The organism is Ruegeria sp. CK3, assembly GCF_056536565.1.
This window is the reverse complement of the sequence record NZ_JBQFPV010000008.1, coordinates 155,047-178,505: the sequence shown is the minus strand read 5'-3', so window position 1 is coordinate 178,505 and position 23,459 is coordinate 155,047. Positions and strand designations below refer to the sequence as shown.

General features: G+C 59.7%; 25 protein-coding genes. 19 read left to right on the top strand and 6 right to left on the bottom strand.

Translation table 11 applies throughout. The features are described from left to right. Positions 1-27: 27 nt before the first annotated feature. A complete protein-coding gene (locus ACR0C3_RS13660) occupies positions 28-372 on the top strand; it encodes a hypothetical protein (RefSeq protein ID WP_170472014.1) in 345 nt (114 codons plus the stop codon). Positions 373-470: 98 nt separating this feature from the next. Here the strand turns inward: ACR0C3_RS13660 and ACR0C3_RS13655 are convergent, their stop codons facing one another. Continuing rightward, a complete protein-coding gene (locus ACR0C3_RS13655; RefSeq protein ID WP_170472013.1) occupies positions 471-686 on the bottom strand; it encodes a DUF1127 domain-containing protein in 216 nt (71 codons plus the stop codon). Positions 687-1,018: 332 nt separating this feature from the next. On the opposite strand from ACR0C3_RS13655, the gene ruvC reads away from it, so the two are divergent. From ruvC to ACR0C3_RS13565, 18 genes are all read left to right on the top strand, one after another. Then, entirely contained in the window at positions 1,019-1,516 is a 498-nt protein-coding gene (ruvC, locus tag ACR0C3_RS13650) for a crossover junction endodeoxyribonuclease RuvC (RefSeq protein WP_480758922.1), read from the top strand. Beyond that, positions 1,513-2,190 (top strand): Holliday junction branch migration protein RuvA, encoded by a 678-nt coding sequence (gene ruvA / locus ACR0C3_RS13645; protein ID WP_480758921.1) that lies wholly within the window; start codon positions 1,513-1,515, stop codon positions 2,188-2,190. Before ruvC ends, ruvA begins: the two co-directional genes overlap by 4 nt. A 4-nt stretch (positions 2,191-2,194) precedes the next feature. After that, positions 2,195-3,214, top strand: coding sequence for a Holliday junction branch migration DNA helicase RuvB (gene ruvB, locus ACR0C3_RS13640; RefSeq protein ID WP_480758920.1), 1,020 nt, complete (start codon positions 2,195-2,197; stop codon positions 3,212-3,214). 63 nt (positions 3,215-3,277) lie between these two features. Then, the gene (locus ACR0C3_RS13635; protein WP_480758919.1) at positions 3,278-3,901 is read left to right on the top strand and encodes a hypothetical protein; all 624 of its coding nucleotides are present in this window, start codon (positions 3,278-3,280) and stop codon (positions 3,899-3,901) included. Continuing rightward, a complete protein-coding gene (gene ybgC, locus ACR0C3_RS13630; RefSeq protein ID WP_480758917.1) occupies positions 3,898-4,281 on the top strand; it encodes a tol-pal system-associated acyl-CoA thioesterase in 384 nt (127 codons plus the stop codon). Before ACR0C3_RS13635 ends, ybgC begins: the two co-directional genes overlap by 4 nt. 107 nt (positions 4,282-4,388) lie before the next feature. Next, complete coding sequence (tolQ, locus tag ACR0C3_RS13625) at positions 4,389-5,084, top strand: protein TolQ (RefSeq protein ID WP_480758916.1); 696 nt, start codon at positions 4,389-4,391, stop codon at positions 5,082-5,084. 3 nt (positions 5,085-5,087) lie between these two features. Continuing rightward, positions 5,088-5,558, top strand: coding sequence for a protein TolR (tolR, locus tag ACR0C3_RS13620; protein ID WP_170472004.1), 471 nt, complete (start codon positions 5,088-5,090; stop codon positions 5,556-5,558). Positions 5,559-5,573: 15 nt separating this feature from the next. Next, complete coding sequence (locus ACR0C3_RS13615; RefSeq protein ID WP_480758914.1) at positions 5,574-6,677, top strand: energy transducer TonB; 1,104 nt, start codon at positions 5,574-5,576, stop codon at positions 6,675-6,677. Next, entirely contained in the window at positions 6,674-7,993 is a 1,320-nt protein-coding gene (gene tolB / locus ACR0C3_RS13610; RefSeq protein ID WP_480758913.1) for a Tol-Pal system beta propeller repeat protein TolB, read from the top strand. The genes ACR0C3_RS13615 and tolB overlap by 4 nt, the downstream gene beginning before the upstream one ends. Positions 7,994-8,077: 84 nt before the next feature. Further along, positions 8,078-8,584 carry a peptidoglycan-associated lipoprotein Pal gene (gene pal, locus ACR0C3_RS13605; RefSeq protein ID WP_170462258.1) on the top strand — a complete coding sequence of 169 codons (507 nt, stop codon included), beginning with the start codon at positions 8,078-8,080 and terminating at the stop codon, positions 8,582-8,584. Between the two features lie 4 nt (positions 8,585-8,588). Beyond that, complete coding sequence (gene ybgF / locus ACR0C3_RS13600; protein ID WP_480758912.1) at positions 8,589-9,413, top strand: tol-pal system protein YbgF; 825 nt, start codon at positions 8,589-8,591, stop codon at positions 9,411-9,413. Next, positions 9,404-10,663 (top strand): tRNA lysidine(34) synthetase TilS, encoded by a 1,260-nt coding sequence (gene tilS / locus ACR0C3_RS13595; protein ID WP_480758911.1) that lies wholly within the window; start codon positions 9,404-9,406, stop codon positions 10,661-10,663. Before ybgF ends, tilS begins: the two co-directional genes overlap by 10 nt. Before the next feature lie 76 nt (positions 10,664-10,739). After that, positions 10,740-12,656 (top strand): ATP-dependent zinc metalloprotease FtsH, encoded by a 1,917-nt coding sequence (gene ftsH / locus ACR0C3_RS13590; RefSeq protein ID WP_170639309.1) that lies wholly within the window; start codon positions 10,740-10,742, stop codon positions 12,654-12,656. A gap of 95 nt (positions 12,657-12,751) precedes the next feature. Then, positions 12,752-13,327: an MOSC domain-containing protein gene (locus ACR0C3_RS13585; protein WP_480759074.1), complete on the top strand. Its 576-nt coding sequence runs from the start codon at positions 12,752-12,754 to the stop codon at positions 13,325-13,327. Between the two features lie 165 nt (positions 13,328-13,492). Then, positions 13,493-15,169: a formate--tetrahydrofolate ligase gene (locus ACR0C3_RS13580; protein WP_480758909.1), complete on the top strand. Its 1,677-nt coding sequence runs from the start codon at positions 13,493-13,495 to the stop codon at positions 15,167-15,169. Positions 15,170-15,229: 60 nt separating this feature from the next. After that, positions 15,230-15,535 (top strand): chorismate mutase, encoded by a 306-nt coding sequence (locus ACR0C3_RS13575; RefSeq protein ID WP_170377821.1) that lies wholly within the window; start codon positions 15,230-15,232, stop codon positions 15,533-15,535. Between the two features lie 51 nt (positions 15,536-15,586). Then, on the top strand, positions 15,587-16,477 hold the full coding sequence (gene folD, locus ACR0C3_RS13570) for a bifunctional methylenetetrahydrofolate dehydrogenase/methenyltetrahydrofolate cyclohydrolase FolD (protein ID WP_480758908.1): 891 nt from the start codon (positions 15,587-15,589) through the stop codon (positions 16,475-16,477). A gap of 317 nt (positions 16,478-16,794) precedes the next feature. Then, positions 16,795-17,433 (top strand): LytTR family DNA-binding domain-containing protein, encoded by a 639-nt coding sequence (locus ACR0C3_RS13565; RefSeq protein ID WP_480758907.1) that lies wholly within the window; start codon positions 16,795-16,797, stop codon positions 17,431-17,433. Between the two features lie 24 nt (positions 17,434-17,457). Here the strand turns inward: ACR0C3_RS13565 and pdeM are convergent, their stop codons facing one another. The 5 genes from pdeM to ACR0C3_RS13540 form a co-directional block, all read right to left on the bottom strand. Next, entirely contained in the window at positions 17,458-18,120 is a 663-nt protein-coding gene (gene pdeM / locus ACR0C3_RS13560) for a ligase-associated DNA damage response endonuclease PdeM (protein WP_480758905.1), read from the bottom strand. Between the two features lie 41 nt (positions 18,121-18,161). Then, positions 18,162-20,573, bottom strand: a complete 2,412-nt coding sequence (locus ACR0C3_RS13555; RefSeq protein WP_480758904.1) for a ligase-associated DNA damage response DEXH box helicase — start codon at positions 20,571-20,573, stop codon at positions 18,162-18,164. A 40-nt stretch (positions 20,574-20,613) separates the two neighbouring features. Further along, positions 20,614-21,921, bottom strand: a complete 1,308-nt coding sequence (locus tag ACR0C3_RS13550; RefSeq protein ID WP_170377831.1) for an ATPase — start codon at positions 21,919-21,921, stop codon at positions 20,614-20,616. Between the two features lie 117 nt (positions 21,922-22,038). Further along, on the bottom strand, positions 22,039-22,584 hold the full coding sequence (locus ACR0C3_RS13545; RefSeq protein WP_480758903.1) for a prepilin peptidase: 546 nt from the start codon (positions 22,582-22,584) through the stop codon (positions 22,039-22,041). Between the two features lie 3 nt (positions 22,585-22,587). Continuing rightward, entirely contained in the window at positions 22,588-23,439 is an 852-nt protein-coding gene (locus ACR0C3_RS13540) for a tetratricopeptide repeat protein (protein WP_170471977.1), read from the bottom strand. Between the last annotated feature and the right edge of the window lie 20 nt (positions 23,440-23,459).

The following is a 23,459-nucleotide window of genomic DNA, read 5'->3' as shown; positions in this document are numbered from 1 at the left end:
ATGGGGGGCGGTTTTGTGGAGGCTGCCATGGCGGGAAAACAACTGGAATTTGATCAGCGCGTTCAGCGTCTGAACAAGAAGCACTCGAAGCTCAGCAAAGGCTATCGCGCAACGATGCGCAAAGATGGCTTGGTGGTGATGAAGCCGCAAAGGGTTCGCTCAGCGGTTCCGGCTAAAGTATTGGTGTTTACCCTGCTTGCGGTTTTTGCCTTCAAGGCGTTTCTTTTGTCCAGCCTTGGCCCCTCAGGATATCAATACCGCATCGACAGCCTGAAAGAAGGCACCCAAGTCGAACAGGCAGGCGCTTGGATCATGCAGATCGACCCGGTTTCACAGTTCCTCTCGGTTCAGCTCAACAAAGTTCTCTACTAAGCACAAGCTGAAACAGAAAACACCGCGGCCTTTCGGCTCGCGGTGTTTCTTTGCGCCCCTACAGGGAGGAGAAAGGGGCGTATCGTGAGGGGGTCGTTTTACCGGCGGCCTTCGGCGATCACGTCGATGTCGCCGCGGCACAGGCCGATATCATCCAGTTCGCGGTCGCTCAGACCGGTCAGCACGTTGCGTGTTACGCGGGCGTCATTCCAATCGACGGCGGCATGTGCAACCGATGTGAAAAATGCGCCGATACGGCCAACGAGGCCGAATGAGCCAGTGGTGGCGATGCGGGTCGAGTCCAGTGCAGCCATATCCTGTTTCCTTCTGGTTTGTGTGAACATTTGATCTTGCGATCTGAGCGGCATCTAGTGTCGAAGATTTGCCCGCGCAATAGCGTTTTTTGCATGTGTCCTATGCAGTTTTTGCAACGCTTGCTGATTCTGTAGGCACCTTAAAAACATGGTTAAAACGGGTTCATAAAAGTGTCGATTTCAGACTTTCCGAAGTCGCAAACCGCCCTTTGTGTCGCGCGCAGGATTGCCGTGTCGTTTTCAGACTTAGGGTCAATTCGCTTGGAAAATGTTCACGCTTCGTGCTATCCGTTGAAAAAAGATCACAAAACCCGAGCGGGCTGAGGCGAAGCATGCGAATTCTGGGCATTGATCCGGGTCTTAGGACCATGGGATGGGGCGTCATCGAATCAAATGGCAGTCGGTTGAGCCACGTTTCGAACGGTTTGTGCAAATCTGACGGGGATGATCTGGGTGAGCGACTGCTTTCTCTGCACAATCAGATTGTCGAGGTCATCGCCGAATACAGGCCCGACCAAGCTGCGATTGAGCAGACTTTCGTGAACAAGGATGGTGCCGGGACGCTCAAACTCGGTCAGGCGCGTGGCGTGGCCTTGCTGACGCTGGCGCAGGCCGGGCTGCCTGTGGGGGAATACGCTCCGAACCGGGTCAAGAAAACCGTCGTTGGCGTTGGGCATGCCGAGAAAGAGCAGGTCCTGCACATGGTCAAGCTGCAGCTGCCAGGGTGTTTGCCCAAGGGTGCGGATGCGGCGGATGCATTGGCGATCGCGATCTGTCATGCGTATTACGGCAAGACACAACAGCCGCGTGTGAAAGAGGTGAGGGCATGATCGGCAAACTGACAGGGCGTCTGGACTACCGCGCCGCAGACCACATCCTGATCGACGTGCGGGGCGTGGGCTACATCGTCTACTGCTCTGACCGGACCATGGCTGCGTTGCCGGGCGTGGGTGAGGCGGTCTCAATTTATACTGACATGGTCGTGCGTGAAGATCTGATGCAGCTTTACGGGTTTCTCTCCTTGATCGAGAAGGAATGGCATCGACTGCTGTGTTCGGTTCAGGGCGTTGGGGCCAAGGTCTCGCTGGCCATTCTCAGCGCGTTGGGACCGGATGGGGTAAGCCGCGCGATTGCTCTGGGCGATTGGGGCGCGGTGAAGGCTGCCAAGGGGGTCGGTCCGAAGACCGCTCAGCGCATCGTGCTGGACCTGAAGGACAAGGCTCCGGGCGTTATGGCGATGGGCGGCACCGTGACCGAGGCGATGGACGGCCCAGCGTTGGAAGTTGTTGAAACCGTCGAGCCGCAGCCAGCATCGAAACGGACCGCAAAACCGGCCTCGGGGTCGGCGGCGGCCTCGGCGGGGGCGTTGTCGGCCTTGTCGAATCTGGGGTATGGCCCATCCGAGGCGGCCTCGGCCGTGGCGGAGGCGGCTGCCAATCTGCCCGACGCGGGTGAGGCTGAATTGATCCGCGCGGCGCTCAAGCTGCTGGCTCCGAAAGGGTGATTGAATGGTAGACGCCGATCCTACGCTGCGGCCGGACCCTCTGCCAGAGGACAATGACCGTGCCCTTCGTCCGCAGGGGCTGGATGAGTTCATCGGTCAGGCCGAGGTGCGTGCAAACCTGCGCATCTTCATCCAATCCGCCAAGCAGCGCGGTGAGGCGATGGATCATACGCTGTTCCATGGTCCCCCGGGTTTGGGGAAAACCACGTTGGCGCAGATCATGGCGCGCGAGTTGGGCGTGAACTTCCGTATGACCTCTGGTCCGGTTCTGGCGAAGGCGGGCGACTTGGCAGCGATCCTGACCAATCTGGAAGCGCGGGATGTGTTGTTTATTGACGAAATCCATCGCTTGAACCCGGCGGTTGAGGAAGTTCTCTATCCTGCGATGGAGGATTTCGAACTCGATCTGGTGATTGGCGAAGGTCCAGCGGCGCGAACTGTTCGAATTGAGTTGCAGCCGTTTACGCTGGTTGGAGCCACCACGCGGATGGGCCTGTTGACCACGCCGCTGCGCGACCGTTTTGGTATCCCGACCCGGTTGCAGTTCTACACGGTCGATGAGTTGCACGAGATCGTTACCCGCAACGCGCGCAAACTGGGTGCGCCTGCGGATGATGACGGCGCGCGTGAGATTGCGCGCCGGTCGCGTGGGACGCCTCGGATCGCAGGCCGTTTGCTGAGGCGAGTGGTGGACTTTGCTATCGTCGAAGGCGACGGGCGGATTACACGAGAATTGGCCGATGGCGCGCTGACACGCTTGGGCGTGGACCATCTCGGGTTGGACGGAGCCGATCGCCGGTATCTGAAACTGGTCGCAGAGAACTATGGCGGTGGTCCTGTTGGGATTGAGACGATGTCGGCGGCCTTGTCGGAAAGTCGCGACTCGCTTGAGGAAGTGATCGAACCATATTTGCTGCAGCAAGGACTGATACAACGCACGCCACGCGGGCGGATGCTGGCGCAGAAGGCGTGGACGCATTTGGGCATGGCGGCACCAAAGGGTCAGAGCGATCTGTTTGGTTGAAGGCAGCACCCAGAGATTTTAAGCCTTCAGTGAGAGCATTTTTAAAAAGATGAAAGGCTGGGCGTGACACCGGACGAGATCGAGGCGCTGTTTACGCGCGAAAGCGGAGAGTTCCTGTTTGCGCGGTGGGGTCGCCCTATCGTACCGATCGTTTTCGGTGTCGAGGATGAGACGCTGGCAACCGTCAAAGGCGCGTTCGAGGCGGTGGTGACACTGGCCGGTCACAAGATGGCCGAAACGGACCCAGAGCTGGGTGCCAATTGCATGGTCTTTTTTTTCCGTGACTGGCAGGAACTGCTGGAGGTTCCGGATCTGGATCGTCTTGTCCCCGATCTGGCACCTTTGGTAGAGCGTCTGGTTGCGGCGGATGCCAATCAGTACCGCATCTTCCGGTTCGAAGAAGATGGCGCGATCCGCGCAGCCTTTGTGTTTCTGCGCATGGATAAAGAATTGTCCAAAGTCCCGGCCGAGACTCTGGCGCTCAGTCAAGTGGTGCAGACCATTCTGCTCTGGTCGGATACGGCGTTTCGAAAGCAATCGCCTCTGGCTGTGGCGGGTGAGGCGACGATCCTGCGCCCGGATATTGCAGGCCTGATCCGGGCCGCTTACGATCCGATCTTGCCGGGGGCGGCGCAGGACGCCTCGCACGCGCTACGCCTGTTTGCCCGGTTGGAGCCGCCGCAATGAAGCACATCTTTCCGGTTCGCGTTTACTATGAGGATACCGACATGGGCGGTGTCGTCTATCACGCGAACTACCTGCGTTATATCGAACGGGCGCGCTCGGACTGGGTGCGCCGTTTGGGCAATGACCAGAATGCTATGCGGGATGAGGGGATCGTTTGGGTCGTACGGCGGGTCGAGGCGGACTACCTGTCGCCCGCCAAGTTTGATGACGAATTGATCGTCGAAACAGAAGTGACCGAGATTTCCGGCGTGCGCCTGACCATGGCGCAACTGGTGAAACGGGGTGATACCGATATTTTCCGCGCTTCGGTCACGGCGGTTTGCATCAACAAAGACGGAAAGCCGATCCGCCTCCCGGCAGAGATTCGCGCATTGATGTAACATTTTCGCAGCCGGGGGTGGTTCTGTTGGCTTTTCAACCCCAACTGCGTTAGCGTTTGGCAAAACAAGGCCAAACAAACGGCCATCAGGCAAAAAAGAGCAGGTTCATGGAAGCTGAAACGCTGGCGCTGGCGCAGGAGATCGATTTCTCCATGTGGGGGCTGTATTCCCGCGCGACCTTTATCGTAAAACTGGTGATGCTGATGTTGATCGCGGCGTCGATCTGGTCCTGGGGCATCATTATCCAGAAACTCATCAACTACCGTGCGGCCCGGCGTGAGGCGCAGAAATTTGATGAGAGTTTTTGGTCCGGGAACCCTCTGGATGAGTTGTTTGAGCAGATCGGCTCGCAGCCCGATGGCAGTTCCGAGAAGATTTTTGCGGCCGGCATGATCGAATGGCGCAGGTCGCACCGTACGGATGGCGGTTTGATCGCCGGGGCGACGGCTCGGATCGACCGGTCCATGGATGTGGCAATCGCGAAAGAGGCGGAGACACTGCAGAAAGGTCTGCCGATCCTGGCGACCGTCGGCTCAACCGCTCCGTTCATTGGTCTGTTCGGCACAGTCTGGGGCATCATGAACGCCTTTATCGAGATTGCCGAGCAGCAGAATACCAACCTTGCCGTTGTTGCCCCCGGCATTGCCGAGGCGCTGTTGGCTACTGGTTTGGGGCTGTTGGCCGCGATCCCGGCGGTGATTTTCTACAACAAGCTTAGCGCGGATAGTGACCGGATCGTTGGAGGCTATGAGGCCTTTGCCGATGAATTCGCCACCATCCTGTCGCGCCAGTTGGACAGCTAAGCGATGGGTGCGGCGGTTCAGCAAAGCTCGGGCGGGAACGGACGCAGGCGCGGACGGCGGCGCGGTCGCGCTCAGCCTATGGCTGAGATCAACGTCACGCCGTTTGTCGACGTCATGCTGGTGCTCTTGATCATCTTCATGGTCGCAGCACCTCTGCTGACCGTTGGTGTGCCGGTCGATCTGCCCAAGACTGCCGCAAGCGCTTTGCCTGGCGATAGTGAGGAACCGCTGACCGTCACGCTGACCGCCGATGGCCGTATTCAGATCCAGACTACGGACATCGCGCGCGAAGAGCTGATTGGACGGCTGCGCGCCATCGCGGCAGAACGCAGCAGTGATCGTGTCTTCCTGCGGGCGGATGGGGCGATCCCCTACGCGCAGGTGATGCAGGTTATGGGCGCGTTGAATGCGGGCGGGTTTTCGAATGTGGGTCTGGTGACGGATACCGGCGGGCCGACGCTGGACGATGGGTAAAGGTGGGGTCGCGCGGTGGATACCGGCACCAAGATTTCAGCGATTGCGCATGTCAGCCTGATCGGCTGGGCGTTGTTCGGCGGCACCTTCCGGTCCGAGCCGCTGCCGACACAAGTGCAGGATGTTTCCGTGATTTCGGCTGAGCAATTCGCAGCGCTCACCGCGCAGCGCGATGCGCCTGAGCTGCCGGAGTCTCCGGGTACTCTGGAGCAACCCGAGGCGCCAGAGCCTGAGGTCAGCACCCCTGAGGTGACCCCGGAAGAACAGCCGCGCCCCGAGCCCGTGACGCCCGCAGAGCCGGAGCCCGAAACTATCCCCGAAACGGTCGAGGTTCCGCCTGAACCTGAGTTGCCCGAAGAACCTCCGACATTGATGGAACCGGAAACGGCCGCCTTGCCGGTGCCGCCGGGACCTGAAGCCCAACCCAGCCCGGCTGAGCGTGTCGCCCCCGAGGCCATCGCGCCGCCTCCGCCCGAGGCTGAACCGGATGAGGTGGAAACGCCCCCGGTCTCACTGGACGAGGGCGCTAAGACGCAGCAAGAGCAACAAGATCAGACGGCCCCTGAAGAAGCCGCGCCCGAGATCGTGACTGAGGCCGAAGAGACCGACGAGCCAGCACCTCTGACCTCGCCACGTCCGCGTGTGCGGCCCAACCGCCCTGAACCCGCGCCTGAGGTCGCGGAAACCCCGGAACCGGCCCCGGAAACCCCCACACCAACGCCTGCGCCGGACAATAGCGACGCCATCAATGACGCATTGTCCGAGGCATTGGCGGGTGGAACTGAACCCTCCGGCCCACCGCTGACCAGCGGTGAAAAGGACGCGATGCGCGTTGCCGTATCGCGGTGCTGGAATGTCGGATCGCTGTCGACCGATGCGCTGAACGTGGTGGTGACGGTTGCGTTCTCGCTCAATCGTGATGGCACGATTATCAGCGAGAGCATTCGGTTGCTGAACAGCTCTGGCGGTGCTTCGGGTGCCGAAAATCAAGCCTATCAGGCGGCCCGACGCGCAATTTTGCGCTGTGGCGCGCGTGGATATGATCTGCCTGCTGACAAATACGATCACTGGCAGGATATTGAGATTACATTCAATCCCGAGAGGATGCGGATCAAATGATGAAACTTCTGACCAGCCTCTTTCTTGGGCTGACCTTGGTGTCAGCTCCGGTTTACGCTCAGAACAGCCCCCTGCGGTTGGAAATCGACGAAGGCATCATCGAGCCGATGCCCTTTGCAGTTCCCAACTTCGTGCCCGACGGCCCGGCGGCGACGCAGTTCGCTAACGATATCTCGCGTGTTGTTGCGGCGGATCTGACCGGAACGGGGTTGTTCCGCGAAATCTCCTCGGACGCATTCATCAGCCGAGTCAGCAGCTTTGACGCTCCGGTCCAGTTTGCCGACTGGAAAGCGATCAACGCGCAGGCTTTGGTGACAGGGGCGGTGAATGTCTCGGGCAAGCGGCTGACGGTTCGGTTCCGGGTCTGGGACGTGTTTTCTGGACAAGAGCTTGGGAACGGTCTGCAGCTGGCGGGCACCACGGATGGCTGGCGGCGCATGGCGCATAAAGTTGCAGATCAGGTTTACAGCCGTATCACCGGTGAAGGCGCCTATTTTGATAGTCGCGTTGCGTTCGTTTCAGAAAGCGGCCCGAAGAACCAGCGCCTCAAGCGTTTGGCAATCATGGATTATGATGGGGCCAACGTTCAGTACATGACGGATAGCGCTGCCATCGTTCTGGCCCCGCGCTTTTCCCCGACTGGCGAGCAACTGCTCTATACCAGCTACGAAAGCGGTAGCCCGCGGATCTATATTCTGGATGTCGGTCGTGTGCAGCGGCGCGAGCTGCGGACCCAGGACGGCACTATGAGCTTTTCTCCGCGTTTTTCGCCGGACGGGCGGTCGATTGTGTATTCGCTGATTCAGGGTGGCAACACCGATCTGTGGCGGATGGATCTGGCCTCGGGTCAGAGTACACGCCTGACCAACACGCCTGCGATCGAAACCGCGCCCAGCTATTCGCCGGATGGCAGCCAGATCGTATTTGAAAGCGACCGTTCAGGCACGCCGCAGCTATATGTCATGCCCGCCAACGGGGGTGAGGCGACGCGGATCAGCTTTGGTCAGGGACGGTATGGTACCCCGGTCTGGTCGCCGCGTGGTGATCTGATTGCCTTCACCAAGCAGAACAAAGGTCGGTTCCATATCGGCGTAATGCGCACCGACGGCAGCGAGGAACGCCTGCTAACATCGTCCTTCCTCGACGAAGGCCCGACGTGGTCGCCAAACGGCCGCGTCATCATGTTCACCCGCGAAACACAGGGCGCAAGCGGTCGGGCGACGCTCTATTCCGTGGATATCTCGGGTCGAAACCTGCGCCCCGTGCGCACGCCGGATGGCGGCAGCGACCCGTCCTGGGGGCCATTGCAGAATTGATCGCCGCCAATGCGCGGCAAAGTTCACAAGAAACAGTCGCTGTGATAGACAGGCGGCAACAAACAAAACAACGAGGCACTTGAGATGAACGTATTGGGCAAAATCCTGGCCTTGGGCGCGCTGAGCGTGGTCGCGGCCTGTACAAACAATGATCCTTCGGCTTTGGGTGGCAGCGGCGCAGGTGGTAGCGGCTCGATCGTCGCGGGTTCTCCTAGTGATCCGCGCTCGCCCGCGTATTTCCAGCAGACGGTCGGGGATCGTGTTTTGTTCGCGGTCGATCAGTCCACTCTATCGCCGCAGGCGCAGACGGTTCTGCAAGGGCAGGCGGAATGGTTGCTGGCCAACCCGGATTACGTGGCAACCATCGAAGGTCACGCGGATGAGCAGGGCACGCGGGAGTACAACCTTGCGCTGGGCGCACGTCGGGCTAATGCGGCGCGCGAATACCTGATTTCGCGTGGCGTGGCGGGCAACCGTCTGACGACCGTCAGCTTTGGCAAGGAACGCCCGATCGAGATTTGCAGCACCGAGGACTGCTATTCCAAAAACCGCCGTGCGGTGACGGTGCTGACCGGTTCAACCTTGGGGTAAGACGATGAGAGTTGCAGGATGTGTTCTGGCCGCAGTTGTGGCAACAGCGGGCGTGGCGCAAGCACAGGATCAGCAGACCCTGGCGGATATCCGGCAGGAGCTGACGGTGCTTCATGTCGAGATACAGCGCCTTAAGCGTGAGTTTTCGACCACCGGCTCTCCCGCGCCGAACCTGTCCGGAAGCTCGATCCTTGAACGGGTCGATGCGATAGAGGCCGAGCTGCAGCGCCTGACCCGTCAGACCGAGCAACTGAACCAGCGTGTCCAGAACATCGTGACCGACGGCACCAACCGGATCGGCGATCTTGAGTTCCGTCTGGTTGAGCTGGAAGGCGGCGATCTATCGACACTGGGTGAGACCTCGACTTTGGGTGGTGAAGGGGAATCCACCGCTGCGGTAACACCCGCGCCGACGGAGCCGAACACTTCGGACCAGGGCGAGCTGGCCGTTGGCGAGCGAGCGGATTTTGACGATGCGTCGCAGGCGCTGGCCGATGGTGATTTCCAGACTGCTGCCACGATGTTCGCACAATTTGACACTTCATATCCCGGTAGCCCGCTTGCACCCGAGGCGCATTTGAACCGCGGTAAAGCGCTCGAAGGGCTCGGGGATACGCGCGAGGCCGCGCGTGCATTCCTCGCCAGCTTCACCGGAGATTCCGAAGGTGCCGTGGCGCCCGAAGCTCTGTTCGAACTTGGCGCAGCTTTGGGCCGTTTGGGCCAGACCGATCAAGCCTGCATCACCTTGTCCGAGGTTGGCGTGCGCTTCCCGTCCTCGGGTCAAGCCTCAAGTGCGGTGCAGGAAATGGCCTCCTTGGGGTGTTCTTGACCCCGCCACTCGACACACTGACATCCGATCTGCGCGCCCGGTTGCCTGAACGTTTGCCGGAGCGTCTGGGCATCGCGGTCTCGGGCGGAGGGGACTCGGTTGCCCTGATGCACCTTTTGCACCGCATTGCGTCGGATGAGGGGGTGGAACTGTTCGCCGCCACGGTCGACCACGGTTTGCGCGCCGAGTCGGCGGATGAGGCCCGAACGGTTGCAAAACAGGCCGCCACGCTGGGTATGCCTCATGATACCTTGCATTGGCAGGGGTGGGACGGTGCAGGCAATCTGCAAGATCACGCCCGGCAGGCGCGGTATGCCTTGCTGACTGAGTGGGCAAAGCGCAACGACATCAGCGCGATTGCGTTGGGTCATACGGCGGATGATCAGGCCGAAACACTTCTTATGCGACTGGCCCGTTCGGCCGGGGTGACGGGACTGTCGGGTATGCCAAGCAGTCGAACCCACGATGGGATCGACCTGTTGCGCCCTATGCTAGGGATCACTCGAGACAGGCTGCGGTCCTATTTGACCGAGATCGGCGCGCAGTGGGTCGAGGACCCCTCGAATCAGGACACCCGCTTTGACCGGATCAAGGCGCGGCAAGCCATGTCTGATCTAAAGCCGCTTGGTATTTCGGCCGAAACCCTGACGCGCGTCGCCGACAACCTCACACAAGCGCGTGAGGCGCTGGAACGCTATGCGCAGGACTCCGCCCAACGGGTTGCCACTGTCGATGCCGGGTCCGTTGTGCTGGATCGCGACGGCTTTGCCGCGCTGCCCGAAGAAATCCGCCGACGGGTTCTGGTCGGCGCTGTTTCATGGATCGCAGGCCCCGGCTATCCGCCGCGCCAATCGACTGTGGATCAGGCGTTGCAGGCTATTCTGAATGGGGGTTCTGGCGCAATTGGGGGCTGTTTGCTGTTTTCTAAGGCGGAAAAACAGTGGATCTGCAGGGAATTCAACGCGGTTGACGACCTGACCGCGAAAATCACGGGTACATGGGACGCGCGCTGGGTGCTGTCCGGCCCCGATATTCCGGGGACCGAGATTCGGGCTTTGGGTGAAAACGGGCTGCAGATATTGCCGGACTGGCGTGCCACGGGGCGTCCACGGCTTGCTTTGCAAGCGTCCCCAGCGGTTTGGAGAGGCGACACTCTTGAGGCCGCACCCCTAGCCGGATTCGCCAATGGCTGGCGCGCTGATCTGGCCCCTGCTTGGCCTGAGTTTCACGCATCTTTTTTATCGCATTGAACCTCAGCCAATCCTCTCTATTTTAAGAAGCAACCCGGCAGGTCCTTGTCTGCCGAAATCTTTTAGGAGAATTTCCTTGGGCAACGCTCGTAATATCGCCTTCTGGGTCGTTCTGTTCCTGCTGATCCTTGCACTGTTCAACCTGTTCAGCGGACCGGGCGGGACACTTCAGGGCAATGAACGCACCTATTCCGACTTTGTCAGCGCCGTTCAAAGCGGTGAGGTCAAGAACGTCACGCTGGATGGTGAGCAAATTCGCTACACGACACAAAGCGGCGCGAATTACACCACGATCAAACCCGGTGACGCCGAGGTCACGAAACTGTTGATCGACGAACAGATCCCGGTCGAAGCGGTCAAGCAGCAGCAATCAGGCTTCCAATCTTTCCTGATCACTCTGCTGCCCTTCCTGCTGCTGATCGGCGTTTGGGTCTACTTCATGAACCGGATGCAGGGTGGCGGCAAAGGCGGCGCGATGGGTTTTGGCAAATCCAAGGCCAAGATGCTGACCGAAAAGCACGGCCGCGTGACCTTTGATGACGTTGCTGGCATCGACGAAGCCAAGGAAGAGTTGGAAGAGATCGTCGAGTTCCTGCGCAACCCGCAGAAATTCTCGCGCCTCGGCGGTAAGATCCCGAAGGGCGCTTTGCTGGTTGGCCCTCCGGGTACTGGTAAAACGCTGCTGGCCCGTGCGATTGCGGGTGAGGCGGGCGTGCCGTTCTTCACCATCTCAGGCTCTGACTTCGTTGAGATGTTCGTGGGTGTCGGTGCGAGCCGTGTCCGTGACATGTTCGAGCAAGCCAAAAAGAACGCGCCTTGTATCGTGTTTATCGACGAAATTGACGCTGTTGGTCGCCATCGTGGTGCCGGCTATGGCGGTGGTAATGATGAGCGCGAGCAGACCCTCAACCAATTGCTGGTCGAGATGGACGGGTTTGAGGCCAACGAAGGTGTGATCATTTTGGCCGCGACCAACCGCAAAGACGTTCTGGACCCGGCTCTGCTGCGTCCCGGCCGTTTCGACCGGAACGTGACTGTTGGGAACCCCGACATCAAAGGCCGCGAGAAGATCTTGGGCGTGCATGCGCGCAAGACGCCTCTGGGCCCTGATGTTGACCTGCGCATCATCGCGCGAGGTACTCCGGGCTTTTCGGGTGCCGATCTGGCGAACCTTGTGAACGAGGCCGCGCTGATGGCCGCCCGTGTGGGCCGCCGCTTTGTCACCATGGAGGACTTCGAGAACGCCAAGGACAAGGTGATGATGGGGGCTGAGCGCCGCTCGATGGTGCTGACCCAGGATCAGAAGGAAAAGACCGCGTATCACGAGGCCGGCCACGCCGTTGTTGGTCTGGAACTGCCGATGTGCGACCCGGTTTACAAGGCAACGATCATTCCGCGCGGTGGCGCGCTGGGTATGGTTGTCTCGCTGCCGGAAATGGATCGCCTGAACTATCACCGTGATGAGTGTGAGCAAAAGCTGGCCATGACCATGGCGGGCAAAGCGGCCGAAGTCATCAAATATGGCGAAGACCATGTCTCGAACGGCCCGGCGGGTGACATCATGCAGGCCAGCCAACTGGCGCGCGCCATGGTGATGCGCTGGGGTATGTCGGACAAGGTCGGCAATATCGACTATGCCGAAGCCCATGAGGGGTATTCGGGCAACACCGCTGGTTTCTCGGTCTCTGCCCATACCAAAGAGCTGATCGAGGAAGAGGTGAAGCGCCTGATCCAACAGGGCTATGAGCGCGCCCACCAGATCCTGACCGACAAGAGTGAGGAATGGGAGCGCCTGGCGCAGGGCCTGTTGGAATACGAAACCCTGACCGGCGACGAGATCAAGCGGGTCATGAATGGCGATGCGCCGACCGAAGGCGATGACGAGGGCGACAGCCCGGATCAGGGCAGCGCGCCCAGCGTCACGGCCATTCCTAAGACCAAACCCAAAAAGTCTCCGCCCGAAGGTGGGATGGAGCCGGAGCCAACCGCATAAACAAGAGAAACCCGAGGTCCAGACCTCGGGTTTTTTCTTTTCATCCGCCACCTGCTGGTCATTATGCGGGCAAATGGATGAAGAAGGAAAACCCCATGGCGTTCCTGCGTGAAACCGAATACTCTGCCGAGGTCGTCTGGTTGGGGCGCGTCCCGGCCGGTCAGTCGCTGCGCGCTGAGCCCGTTGAGACGTTGGAATTTGGCTTTGTCGGGGTGCAGGGCGAACGGCACGAGGGGCTCAACCGTGCTTCATGCGTGCGTGTCAGCAATGTCTACCCGAAAGGAATCGAGATTCGGAATGTCCGTCAGGTGTCGGTTCTGTCAGCCGAGGAGCTGTCGGAGATTGCCGCCGCGATGGAGCTGGACCATCTTGATCCGACTTACCTGGGAGCTTCAATCGTGTTGAAGGGCATCCCTGATTTTTCCCATATCCCGCCGTCTTCGCGCCTTCGGTCCGAGGCGGATTTGACGATTACCGTCGATTTGGAAAACGCACCTTGTGTCCTACCCGGACGTGAGATCGAGGTGGATCACAGCGGCTACGGTGCCGCCTTCAAACCGGCCGCGCAGGGGCGGCGGGGGATCACGGGATGGGTCGAACGGCCCGGAGCTCTGCATATCGGCGATCGTTTGAAGCTGTTTGTTCCCGATCAGCCGCTCTGGCAGCCATAGCGCTCATTCGTTTCCGATTGGAAACGCTTGAAATTGAGCGACGCCGTTTCGCGGCACGAATATGTCGGAATCTTTAGCCACTGCTTGGGTATGCAACTGTATGGGTTTGACAGCACCGACGCGCCGCGTCGGTTTTGCACGGCATTCAATCAGGGACCCTGCCCAATGAGCTACAAATCTGACATCGAAATCGCGCGCGAAGCGAACAAGAAGCCGATTCAGGAAATCGGCGCAAAGATCGGTATCGAATCTGCCGATCTGCTGCCTTACGGCCACGACAAAGCGAAGGTCAGCCAGGACTTCATCAACTCGGTTCAAGACCGTGAAGATGGCAAGCTGATCCTGGTCACCGCGATCAACCCGACCCCTGCGGGTGAAGGCAAGACGACCACCACCGTGGGTCTAGGCGATGGCCTGAACCGCATCGGCAAAAACGCGATGATCTGTATCCGTGAAGCTTCGCTTGGCCCGAACTTCGGCATGAAGGGCGGCGCTGCTGGTGGCGGTTACGCGCAGGTTGTTCCGATGGAAGAGATGAACCTGCACTTCACAGGTGACTTCCACGCGATCACTTCGGCGCACTCGCTGCTGTCTGCGATGATCGACAACCACATCTACTGGGGCAACGAAGCTGAAATCGACGTCCGTCGCGTCGCATGGCGCCGTGTGGTCGACATGAACGACCGCGCTCTGCGTCAGATCACTGCCTCGCTGGGTGGCGTGTCGAACGGCTTCCCGCGTGAAGCAGGCTTTGACATCACCGTTGCGTCCGAAGTTATGGCGATCCTGTGCCTGGCAAACGACCTGAAAGACCTGGAAAAGCGTCTGGGCGACATCATCGTTGCGTACCGCCGCGACAAGACCCCGGTTTACTGTCGCGACATCAAGGCAGAAGGCGCAATGACCGTTCTGCTGAAGGACGCAATGCAGCCGAACCTAGTGCAGACGCTGGAAAACAACCCGGCCTTCGTCCACGGCGGCCCGTTCGCGAATATCGCACACGGCTGTAACTCGGTCATCGCGACCAAAACCGCTCTGAAAGTTGCTGACTACGTCGTGACCGAAGCGGGCTTTGGCGCCGACCTGGGTGCCGAAAAGTTCATGAACATTAAGTGCCGCAAAGCCGGCATCGCACCGTCGGCCGTTGTTCTGGTTGCCACCGTGCGCGCGATGAAGATGAACGGCGGCGTTGCCAAAGCCGATCTGGGTGCCGAAAACGTCGACGCGGTTCGGTCTGGTTGTGCCAACCTCGGCCGTCACATCGAGAACGTGAAGTCCTTCGGTGTGCCGGTTGTTGTCGCCATCAACCACTTCGTCACCGACACCGACGCCGAAGTTGAAGCGGTAAAGAGCTACTGCGCCGATCACGGTGTAGAAGCGGTTCTGTCGCGTCACTGGGAACTGGGCTCCGAAGGCTCGGCGCCTCTGGCTGAGAAAGTTGTTGAAATCGTTGAAGGTGGCACCGCGAACTTCTCGCCGATCTACCCTGACGACATGCCTCTGTTCGAGAAAGTCGAAACCATCGCCAAGCGCATCTACCGTGCGGACGAGGTTCTGGCAGACAATAAGATCCGCAACCAGCTGAAGGAATGGGAAGCCGCCGGATATGGCAACCTGCCGGTCTGCATGGCAAAAACCCAGTACTCGTTCTCGACCGACCCGACCCTGCGTGGCGCGCCTACTGGCCACTCGGTTCCGGTACGTGAAGTTCGCCTGTCCGCTGGTGCTGGCTTCATCGTGGTTGTCTGCGGTGAGATCATGACCATGCCGGGTCTGCCGCGCAAACCTGCCGCTGAGACAATCCGTCTCAACGAAGAAGGTCAGATTGAGGGCTTGTTCTAAGCCGATTTTTGAACCATCTCGTGGTCCGGGGATTACACCCCGGGCCATGAGGAGATCACGATGCCCACTCTGACACCGCCGCAAGACTGTGAGACGATGCAGGACTTGCGCGTTCAGATCGACAAGCTGGACCGCCAACTGATCGAGATGTTGGTGACGCGCGCGGAATACATTGATCGCGCCTCGCAGTTGAAGCCAGGCGAAGGCCTTCCGGCCCGCATCCCGGACCGTGTCGAAGAGGTGGTGCAACGTGTGCGCGCAAGCTCGGATCAGTTGGGGATGGACCCGGATCTGGCTGAAAAGCTCTGGCGCATTTTGATTGACTGGTCGATTGCCCGCGAAGAGCGCGTGATTGGCCCTGACTGAACACCCGGGCGCTCTGCGCCCGATCCGTTTTTGGAAAGAAGGGATCACAGGATGGTAGCCCAGGTTATCGACGGCAAAGCCTTTGCGGCGAAAGTGCGCGCGCAAGTGGCCGATCAGGTTGCAAAGCTGAAAGAAGAAAACGGCATCACGCCCGGTCTGGCAGTGGTTCTGGTGGGCGAAGACCCTGCAAGCCAGGTTTATGTGCGCTCAAAGGGTAAACAGACCGTTGAGGTCGGCATGAACTCCTACGAGCACAAGCTGGACGCAGAAACCTCGGAAGAGGACCTTTTGGCGCTGATCGACAAGCTGAACAACGATCCTGCGGTTCACGGTATTCTGGTGCAGCTGCCTCTGCCCAAGCACCTGAACGAAGACCTGGTGATCAACTCGATCGATCCGGCCAAGGACGTTGATGGCTTCCACATCTCGAATGTGGGCCTGCTGGGTACCGGTCAGAAGTCGATGGTTCCCTGCACCCCCCTAGGCTGCCTGATGATGCTGCGCGACTATCACGGTTCGCTGTCGGGTATGGATGCGGTTGTGATTGGCCGCTCGAATATCGTGGGCAAGCCGATGGCTCAACTGCTGCTGGGTGACAGCTGCACCGTAACCATCGCGCATTCGCGCACCAAGGACTTGCCGGACGTCGTGCGCCGCGCTGACATCGTTGTCGCAGCTGTAGGCCGCCCTGAGATGGTTCCGGGTGACTGGATCAAAGAAGGCGCGACCGTGATCGACGTGGGCATCAACCGCATCGAGCGCGACGGCAAGAACAAGCTGGTCGGTGATGTCGACTACGCCAGTGCCGCTGAGCGTGCGGGCGAGATCACTCCGGTTCCGGGTGGAGTGGGTCCGATGACCATCGCCTGCCTGCTGGCCAACACTCTGACCGCGTGCTGCCGCGCCAACGGCCTGCCAGAGCCCGAAGGCCTGACAGCCTGATCCACGACTTCGTCGGACCGTTCTGTGCGGTCCGACCCTGACGAGACGCCGGCCGGATCAGCGGCCTGCGCCCAAACCTATGCATGAATTGTGTTTTACAGGATCACAATTCATGATATCCGTTATTTCCCAGTCAGTTGCCGAGTAAACATCGTGACCGTCCAAGATGTCCTGACTGGGTCTTGGGCCGCTGTTCTGTAAGTATGAAGTTAAACCTCGCGCGATTGCGTTCTCATTGTACCCCACAGCGGGTGGTCGCTGGCGTCGTTTTCTTGCCTTTGCTGGCCTACGTATTTCCACCTTTTTTGGCTGCGGATTTGCCTTTTCCCCTGCGTTTGCTGTTCTGGTTCGGCGTTTTGGTTTTGGCTTTGGCCGCCATTTGGGCCGCGCGGAATGTGATTGAACGACATCAGATACTGGAGCAACTGCCCGCGCGCGACCTGGCATATGCGGTTGTGATTCTTGCGATGTTCACTCCGACCCTCTGGCTTTTGGCATGGTTGCTGTTCACTTGGGGTGGTCATATGGCGCCTGAGATGGTGACTGTTGCCAGTTACGGGATATTGTTTGCGACAGGCCTGTTGCTGGTGCGTCGGGCCGAATGGCACGATGGCAAGGTCGAAGCCGAGCCTGAGCCAAAGACTATGCCCCGGCTCGCGCGCCGTTTGCCCGAGAGTTTTCACGGTGAGTTCTACCGTCTGACCGTGCGCGACCACAATGTAGACGTCGTTACATCCGAGGGGACTTTTACGATCCGCTCACGCTTTACCGATGCCATAGAGGAGATGGAGCCTGTTGCGGGCCATTGCTCGCACCGGTCGCATTGGGTGTGCGATGAGGCCGTGGCGGGTGTTGAGCGGTCCGGGGGCAAGGTCTTCCTGCGTCTCGTTAATGGCAATCTTGTTCCGGTCAGCCGTAAGTACCGGCCGATGCTGGAAGAGGACGGCCTGATCTGAGGCGCTGCACGACGCTCGACCTTCTTAGCGAGGCATCGGGATCATCTGCGGTTTAGAACCCGTCAGGATTGCCAGCGCCTTTGGCTCCATCAAATCGGTCAGAACCTGATCCGAGCTGCGCAACCCGCCTGTGTAGGTGCCAAAGGCTGGCAGGATCAGACGATTTGAATCGAACAGAAAAGCCGGGCGTGTAATGCTGCGGCCACGCGCGCGCAGCGTGGCCTTTGGGTGATAGTGACCCGAAATCTCGCCTTTTGCCTCGGACTGCGCGATATGGCGAAAGGTGAGCGCGTCGCAGGTCCACTCGGCCAAATGCGCGCCGCCGAGCTCTACCGGGCCGGGGTCGTGATTGCCCTCGATCCAGATCCAGCGACGCCCGGCTTGCAGGGTTGCAATACGCAGCCTCTCGGGGCCGGGCAGCGACAGGGAGGCATCCAGATCATCAAAGCTGTCCCCCAAGCAGATCACGGTCGCGGCGCCCGTACGCTCCAAATCGTTGGCCAACCTGTCCAACGTGTCCTGACTGTCATAGGGCGGTAGGACCGCGCCACCGCGCCGGGCCATGCGTTCGGACTTGCCAAGATGTAGGTCGGAGACGCACAGCAATTGCCGCTCGGGCCACCACAATGCGCCTGAGGTTAGGGCGCTCAGGTTTTGCCCTGCAAAGGAAAATTCAACCTTGTTCATGGAACGTTCTTCGCGCGTTTTGCGCGCCTGCGCAAGGTGGATCAGAGCGTATCCAGCCCAGCCGCCTGCAGCAATCGCGCGCTTTCTTCTGCCAGCAAGCGTTCTTCGGCGGCCCCTTTGACCGGAACTTTGCCAACTTCAAGGAACAAGGGCGCGGCCAGAGGCGATACTCGGTCCAGCCGAACCAGATCAATGCGGTCGCCAATCCGTTCCACCATAGCCTCGATCCGGCCAAAATCGACGAGGCCGCGCATCGCTTCTTCTCGGGTGATCTGCATCAAAAGGTGGTTAGGGTCGTATTTCAGCAGCGTGTCGTACAGGATATCTGACGAAAACGTGGCTTGCCGCCCGCTTTTGCGTTGCCCGCCGGTGTTGCGCTCGATCAGGCCCGCGATGGTGGCCGAGGCGCGAAAGGTGCGCTTCATGACGGCATTCCCAGCCAGCCATGTGTCCAACCCGCCGCGCAGCGCATCGATCCGAAACAGAGGCGTCGGATCGGTCACTGCATCCAAGCCCCAGATCAGGGTCGCGTAGTCGGTCGCAACAAATCCGAGAGGGGCAAGGCCTGTTTCCTCCATGCGTTTGGTGAGGAGTAGGCCCAAGGTTTGTTGCGCATTGCGTCCGGCGAAGCCGTAGACACAAATATGCTCGCGCCCGTCGCTGGGAAAGCTCTCGACCAGCAGGCGGTTGCGTTGGGGCAGGCGAGAGACATGCCGCTGCAACTTCAACCAGTCGGCCGTGTGTTGCGGCAGCTGAGGCCAGTCGGTCTGCGCGAACATGCGCAGGATACGGTCGCTCAGCTGCGTTGAGGTGGCGAACTTGGTCCCCGCAAAAGTGGCGATTTTGGGCGTCTTGTCGGCACGGCGGCTGACTTCGACCACGAGCTCGCGCAGGCCTTCGTAGCGCACGATCTGACCGCCGATCAGGAAGGTGTCGCCGGGGGTCAAAGTGGCTGCAAAAGCCTCCTCCACCTCGCCCAGTGGCTTACCGCCCCGGTTGCGCTTCAGGCGGACTTTCAGGGTATCGCTGTCCTGAATTGTGCCGAGGTTCATCCGAATCCGGGCCGCAGCGCGGGGGTCCCTTAGCTGCCACAAACCGTCGGCGCGTTGCTGCAACCGTTGCCATCGGTCGTAGGCTCGGAGGGCATAGCCGCCGGTCGCGCAGAAATCGAGGCAGTCGTCAAACTCGGGCCGTGTCAATTGCGCGAACGGCCCGGCCGAGGTCATCTCGGTAAACAGTGCATCTGCATTGAATGGCCCCGCAGAGGCTGCGATCAGGATATGTTGGCACAGCACGTCTCGGGGGCCGGCACCGCGCGGCTCTCCGTCCAGTTCATGGGCTTTTGCGGCCTCAAGGGCGGCCACGCATTCGACCACCTCAAACCTATTGGCAGGGACCAGCAAGGCTTTGGACGGCGCGTTGTAGCGGTGATTTGCCCGACCGATTCGCTGCACCAGCCGCTTGACGTTCTTGGGCGCGCCGATCTGGATGACCAGATCAACGTCACCCCAGTCGATGCCTAAATCGAGAGAGCCGGTGCAGACGATGGCGCGCAGATCACCTCGGACCATGGCGGCCTCGACCCTCTCGCGTTGCTGGCGATCCAGACTGCCGTGATGGATTCCGATGGGCAGGCTGTCCTCGTTTGCAAGCCACAGATTGTGAAAGAAAATTTCGGCCTGCGCGCGGGTGTTGTGGAAGACCAGAGTCGTTTTGTGTCGGCGAATTTGGTCCAGCACCGCCGGGATCGCATAGGCCGCGCCTCCACCCGACCATGGCGGCATCTCTGCAGTTTCCAGCATCGCGATGTCGGGATCGGGGCCGGGATCGGCTTGAATGATGTGACACTGATCGGGGTGACGGGCCAGAAAGCGGGCAATGGCTTGAGGGTCCTCGACCGTGGCCGACAAGCCCACACGGCGCATGTTCGGGCACAGAGTCTGAAGCCGCGCCAGCGCCAGCATCAGTTGATCCCCGCGTTTGCTTTCGGCCAACGCGTGGATTTCATCGACGATCACACGCTGCACCCCATCAAACATGCGCGGAGCGTCCTCATATGAGGTCAGTAGAGCAAGACTCTCGGGTGTGGTGAGTAGGATATGCGGCGGGTCAGCGCGCTGTCGTTTTTTCTGCGTGGCCGAGGTATCGCCGGTGCGGTCCTCAATGCGGATGGGCAACCCGATCTCTTCCACGGGCGTGCGCAGGTTCCGTTTGATGTCCGCTGCAAGGGCCTTGAGGGGCGAGACGTAGATCGTGTGCAGCCCGCTATGCTTACCGTCCGCCAGTTCCGCCAATGAGGGCAGGAACCCCGCCATCGTTTTGCCGCCGCCCGTGGGCGCAATCAGCAAAGTGGCCGGGTCTTGCGCCCGGTCGAACATGTCCTGCTGATGTGGGTGGATGGTCCAGCCCTTGGTGCTGAACCAAGTGCCGATCCGGGCGGGAATCTGCGTCATATGCGCAGACTACCCCTGTCATCCCGAAAATGGCACGGCGTTATTTGACGATTTTCTCGTCCTTGACGAACATGTTGGCCCAGGCGCGGTCGATCAGGTCGGGGCTCATCTGATACGGAATGCCCTCGAACTCACAGATCGAGATCATCTGGTCGATCAGGAAGATCGGCTGGTAGTTCGCATAGATGTTGTCGATGGTCGGGTATTTCACCTTCAACAGATGCACCAACGCGGCCTCATCCAGCGGCATGCCGCGTTTGCGGGCGACCATTGCGAAGATCTTCAGGAAGTTTTCTTGGTTCGGGCCATCAATCTTGATCTTGAAGAAGATCCGGCGCAGGGCCGCTTGGTCGAAGATCTCATTCGGGTGGAAGTTGGTCGAGAAGATCACCAGCGTGTCGAAGGGGACTTCGAACTTTTCACCCGATTGCAGACCGAGAATATCCTTGTTCTCTTCCAGCGGAACAATCCAGCGGTTGACGAGGGCCTGAGGGGGTTCGGCCTGTCGTCCAAGGTCGTCCACGATGAAGATGCCACCGGTCGATTTCAGCTGCAGCGGGGCCTGATAGGTCCGCGCGGTGGGGTTGTAGACCAAGTCCAGCATGCTGAGCGACAGTTCACCACCGGTCACCACGGTTGGGCGTTCGCACTGAACATAGCGCGAATCGAACCTCTTGCGGCGGCGCAGGCTGTTGGGGTCGTCAGGCTCCTGCTCAATCGCGGTATGTACGATCGGGTCATAGACGGTGATCACCTGACCGGCATATTCGATAGCGTAGGGGACATAGACATTGTCACCCAACGCATCCCGAATACCGTTCGAGATCGAGGATTTACCGTTCCCCGGAGGGCCATACATCAGGATCGAACGGCCTGCACTGACCGCGGGGCCGAGGTGATCCAGCAGGCTGTCGGGCAGCACCAGATGGCCCATCGCATTGGTCAGCTGGTCCCGGGTAACCTGAATATTGCGGATCGACTGGCGTTTGACCTGCTCGCGATACACATCCAGTGGTACGGGCATCGCACCGAAATACTCCGACTGGCTGAGCGCGTCCAACGCACGGGCCTTGCCAGCGTCGGTCAGCTGATAGCCCATTTCATTGCCACTATTGGCGTTCAGAGTGCCTGTGGCCTCAAGCAGTTTTTGGTCACGCGCAATGTCGATCAGTTCCTGCGTGACAGAACCGGGCAGGCAGATGGCCTCGGCCACTTCGGTCACGGTGCTGGCGTTCTTGCGAAATATCGTCTTCAGCAAAATGTCCCGCATCATCACCAGCGGGAGCTGCATTTCACCCAGGCCCTTCGGGGCAGGGGGCGCCATAACTGCGGAGGTCTGCATATTCATGAGCGGGACTCGTCTGTTCTGATGTCACACCAAAGGCCCCAAAGCGGGCCAGTTGTGTGAAATCTGGCGCAGCTTTGTGGCGGGACCAAGGCAGGGACAAGGCGCGCAGATGATAGTTTACGATCCGAGAACAGTCCCAAGAATCAGATACATGGCAAGCGAACCGGACAGGGCCAGCCCCATCGGGAACTTTTTGCCCTTGTCCCAGCTTTCCCAATGTGGGGCAATCGTGCGCAGCCTTGTGTGCTTCGCCAAACGGTGGGTCGCTACGGCCCCCAAAGTACAGGCCATCAGAATGGCCATGAGCAGAATCACATCTGCGAACCAGATGAACGGAGCGGCGGCGGCCAGAAACTTGGCATCGCCCGCGCCCATCGCTCCAGCGGCGTTCAGGATGATACCGGCAAGGAGAATGATGAAGACGTGCAGAAATTGCCAGACATAGATCGGCAATGCGATATCGAGCGGCCCGATCTTGCCAGCGATCAGCCCCGTTGACCACGGAGGCAGCACAAACAGTCCAACGACGATATAGACCAGAACCAGCGCCGTGACGGCGTGGTTCTTGATCTTCATTTCACGCATATCCGTGAACGCGACGTAAAAGCAGATCGGCAGCACAAAGGGCAGAAACCAAGCTGCCACATAGGCCGGTATTGCCATGTGTCAGCTTTCCTCAAGTGCGCGAAGCGAGCGGACGGCTTCATCGAAATGCTGGGGATGGGTCGCAATCGCTTCGCGGAGGAGGTTCTTGCCGGTTGCCGTATCCCCTTGTTTCACCGCGGAAATTGCCATCGTGTTCAACAGCCGGGCGCGCTCAACCTGTGTCATGGGCACCACTGGTAGGCTGTAATTCCCCTGCGCCGACCGGGCCAGAACCAGATTGTTCTTGGCTGTAAACAGGCTCTTGTCCTGGCGGACGGCTTCGGTGAACAGGCGTTCGGCCTCGGCATATTGTCCACGGGTCAACTTGGAATAGCCCCAGTTGTTCATCACACCACCCGGGCGCGTGGTCAGGCCCACGGCCGTTTCATAGAAGTGATCGGCGCGTTTCCATTCCTTGCGGGAATCCGCGACGACGGCTTCAAGCCGGTAGCGCTTGAACGACTCATGAGTCGGCGGGACCGAGTTCAAAACGGTGTGGGCTGTGTTCCAATCCCCATTGCGCACCAGCGCATCCGCGTATTCGACCCGGTCGGCCGCATTGGCACCGTTCATGGTCGTCACGCGTTTCCACGCGGCGGCAGCTTCGGTCGAGCGTTTGGCGCGACCCAGCGAAATCGCAAGCCCGCGCTGCAGATCGATCCGGTCGGGGTTCTTGGCGGCTGCGTTATGGAAATAGGTGACCGCCTCGTTGGGGTCGGCTGCGGTCAGAAGAACGTCGTTCAGGTTGGTTTCGTCAATGACGTTCACTTCCTGAAATGTACGTTCGACCTTTTCCTCTTCGGTTTCTTTTGCACAGGCGGACAGGATCAACCCAGTGACCACGAGTGACGGAATCAAGAATTGTTGGCGCATTTTTGCGTCCTTTTACTGCT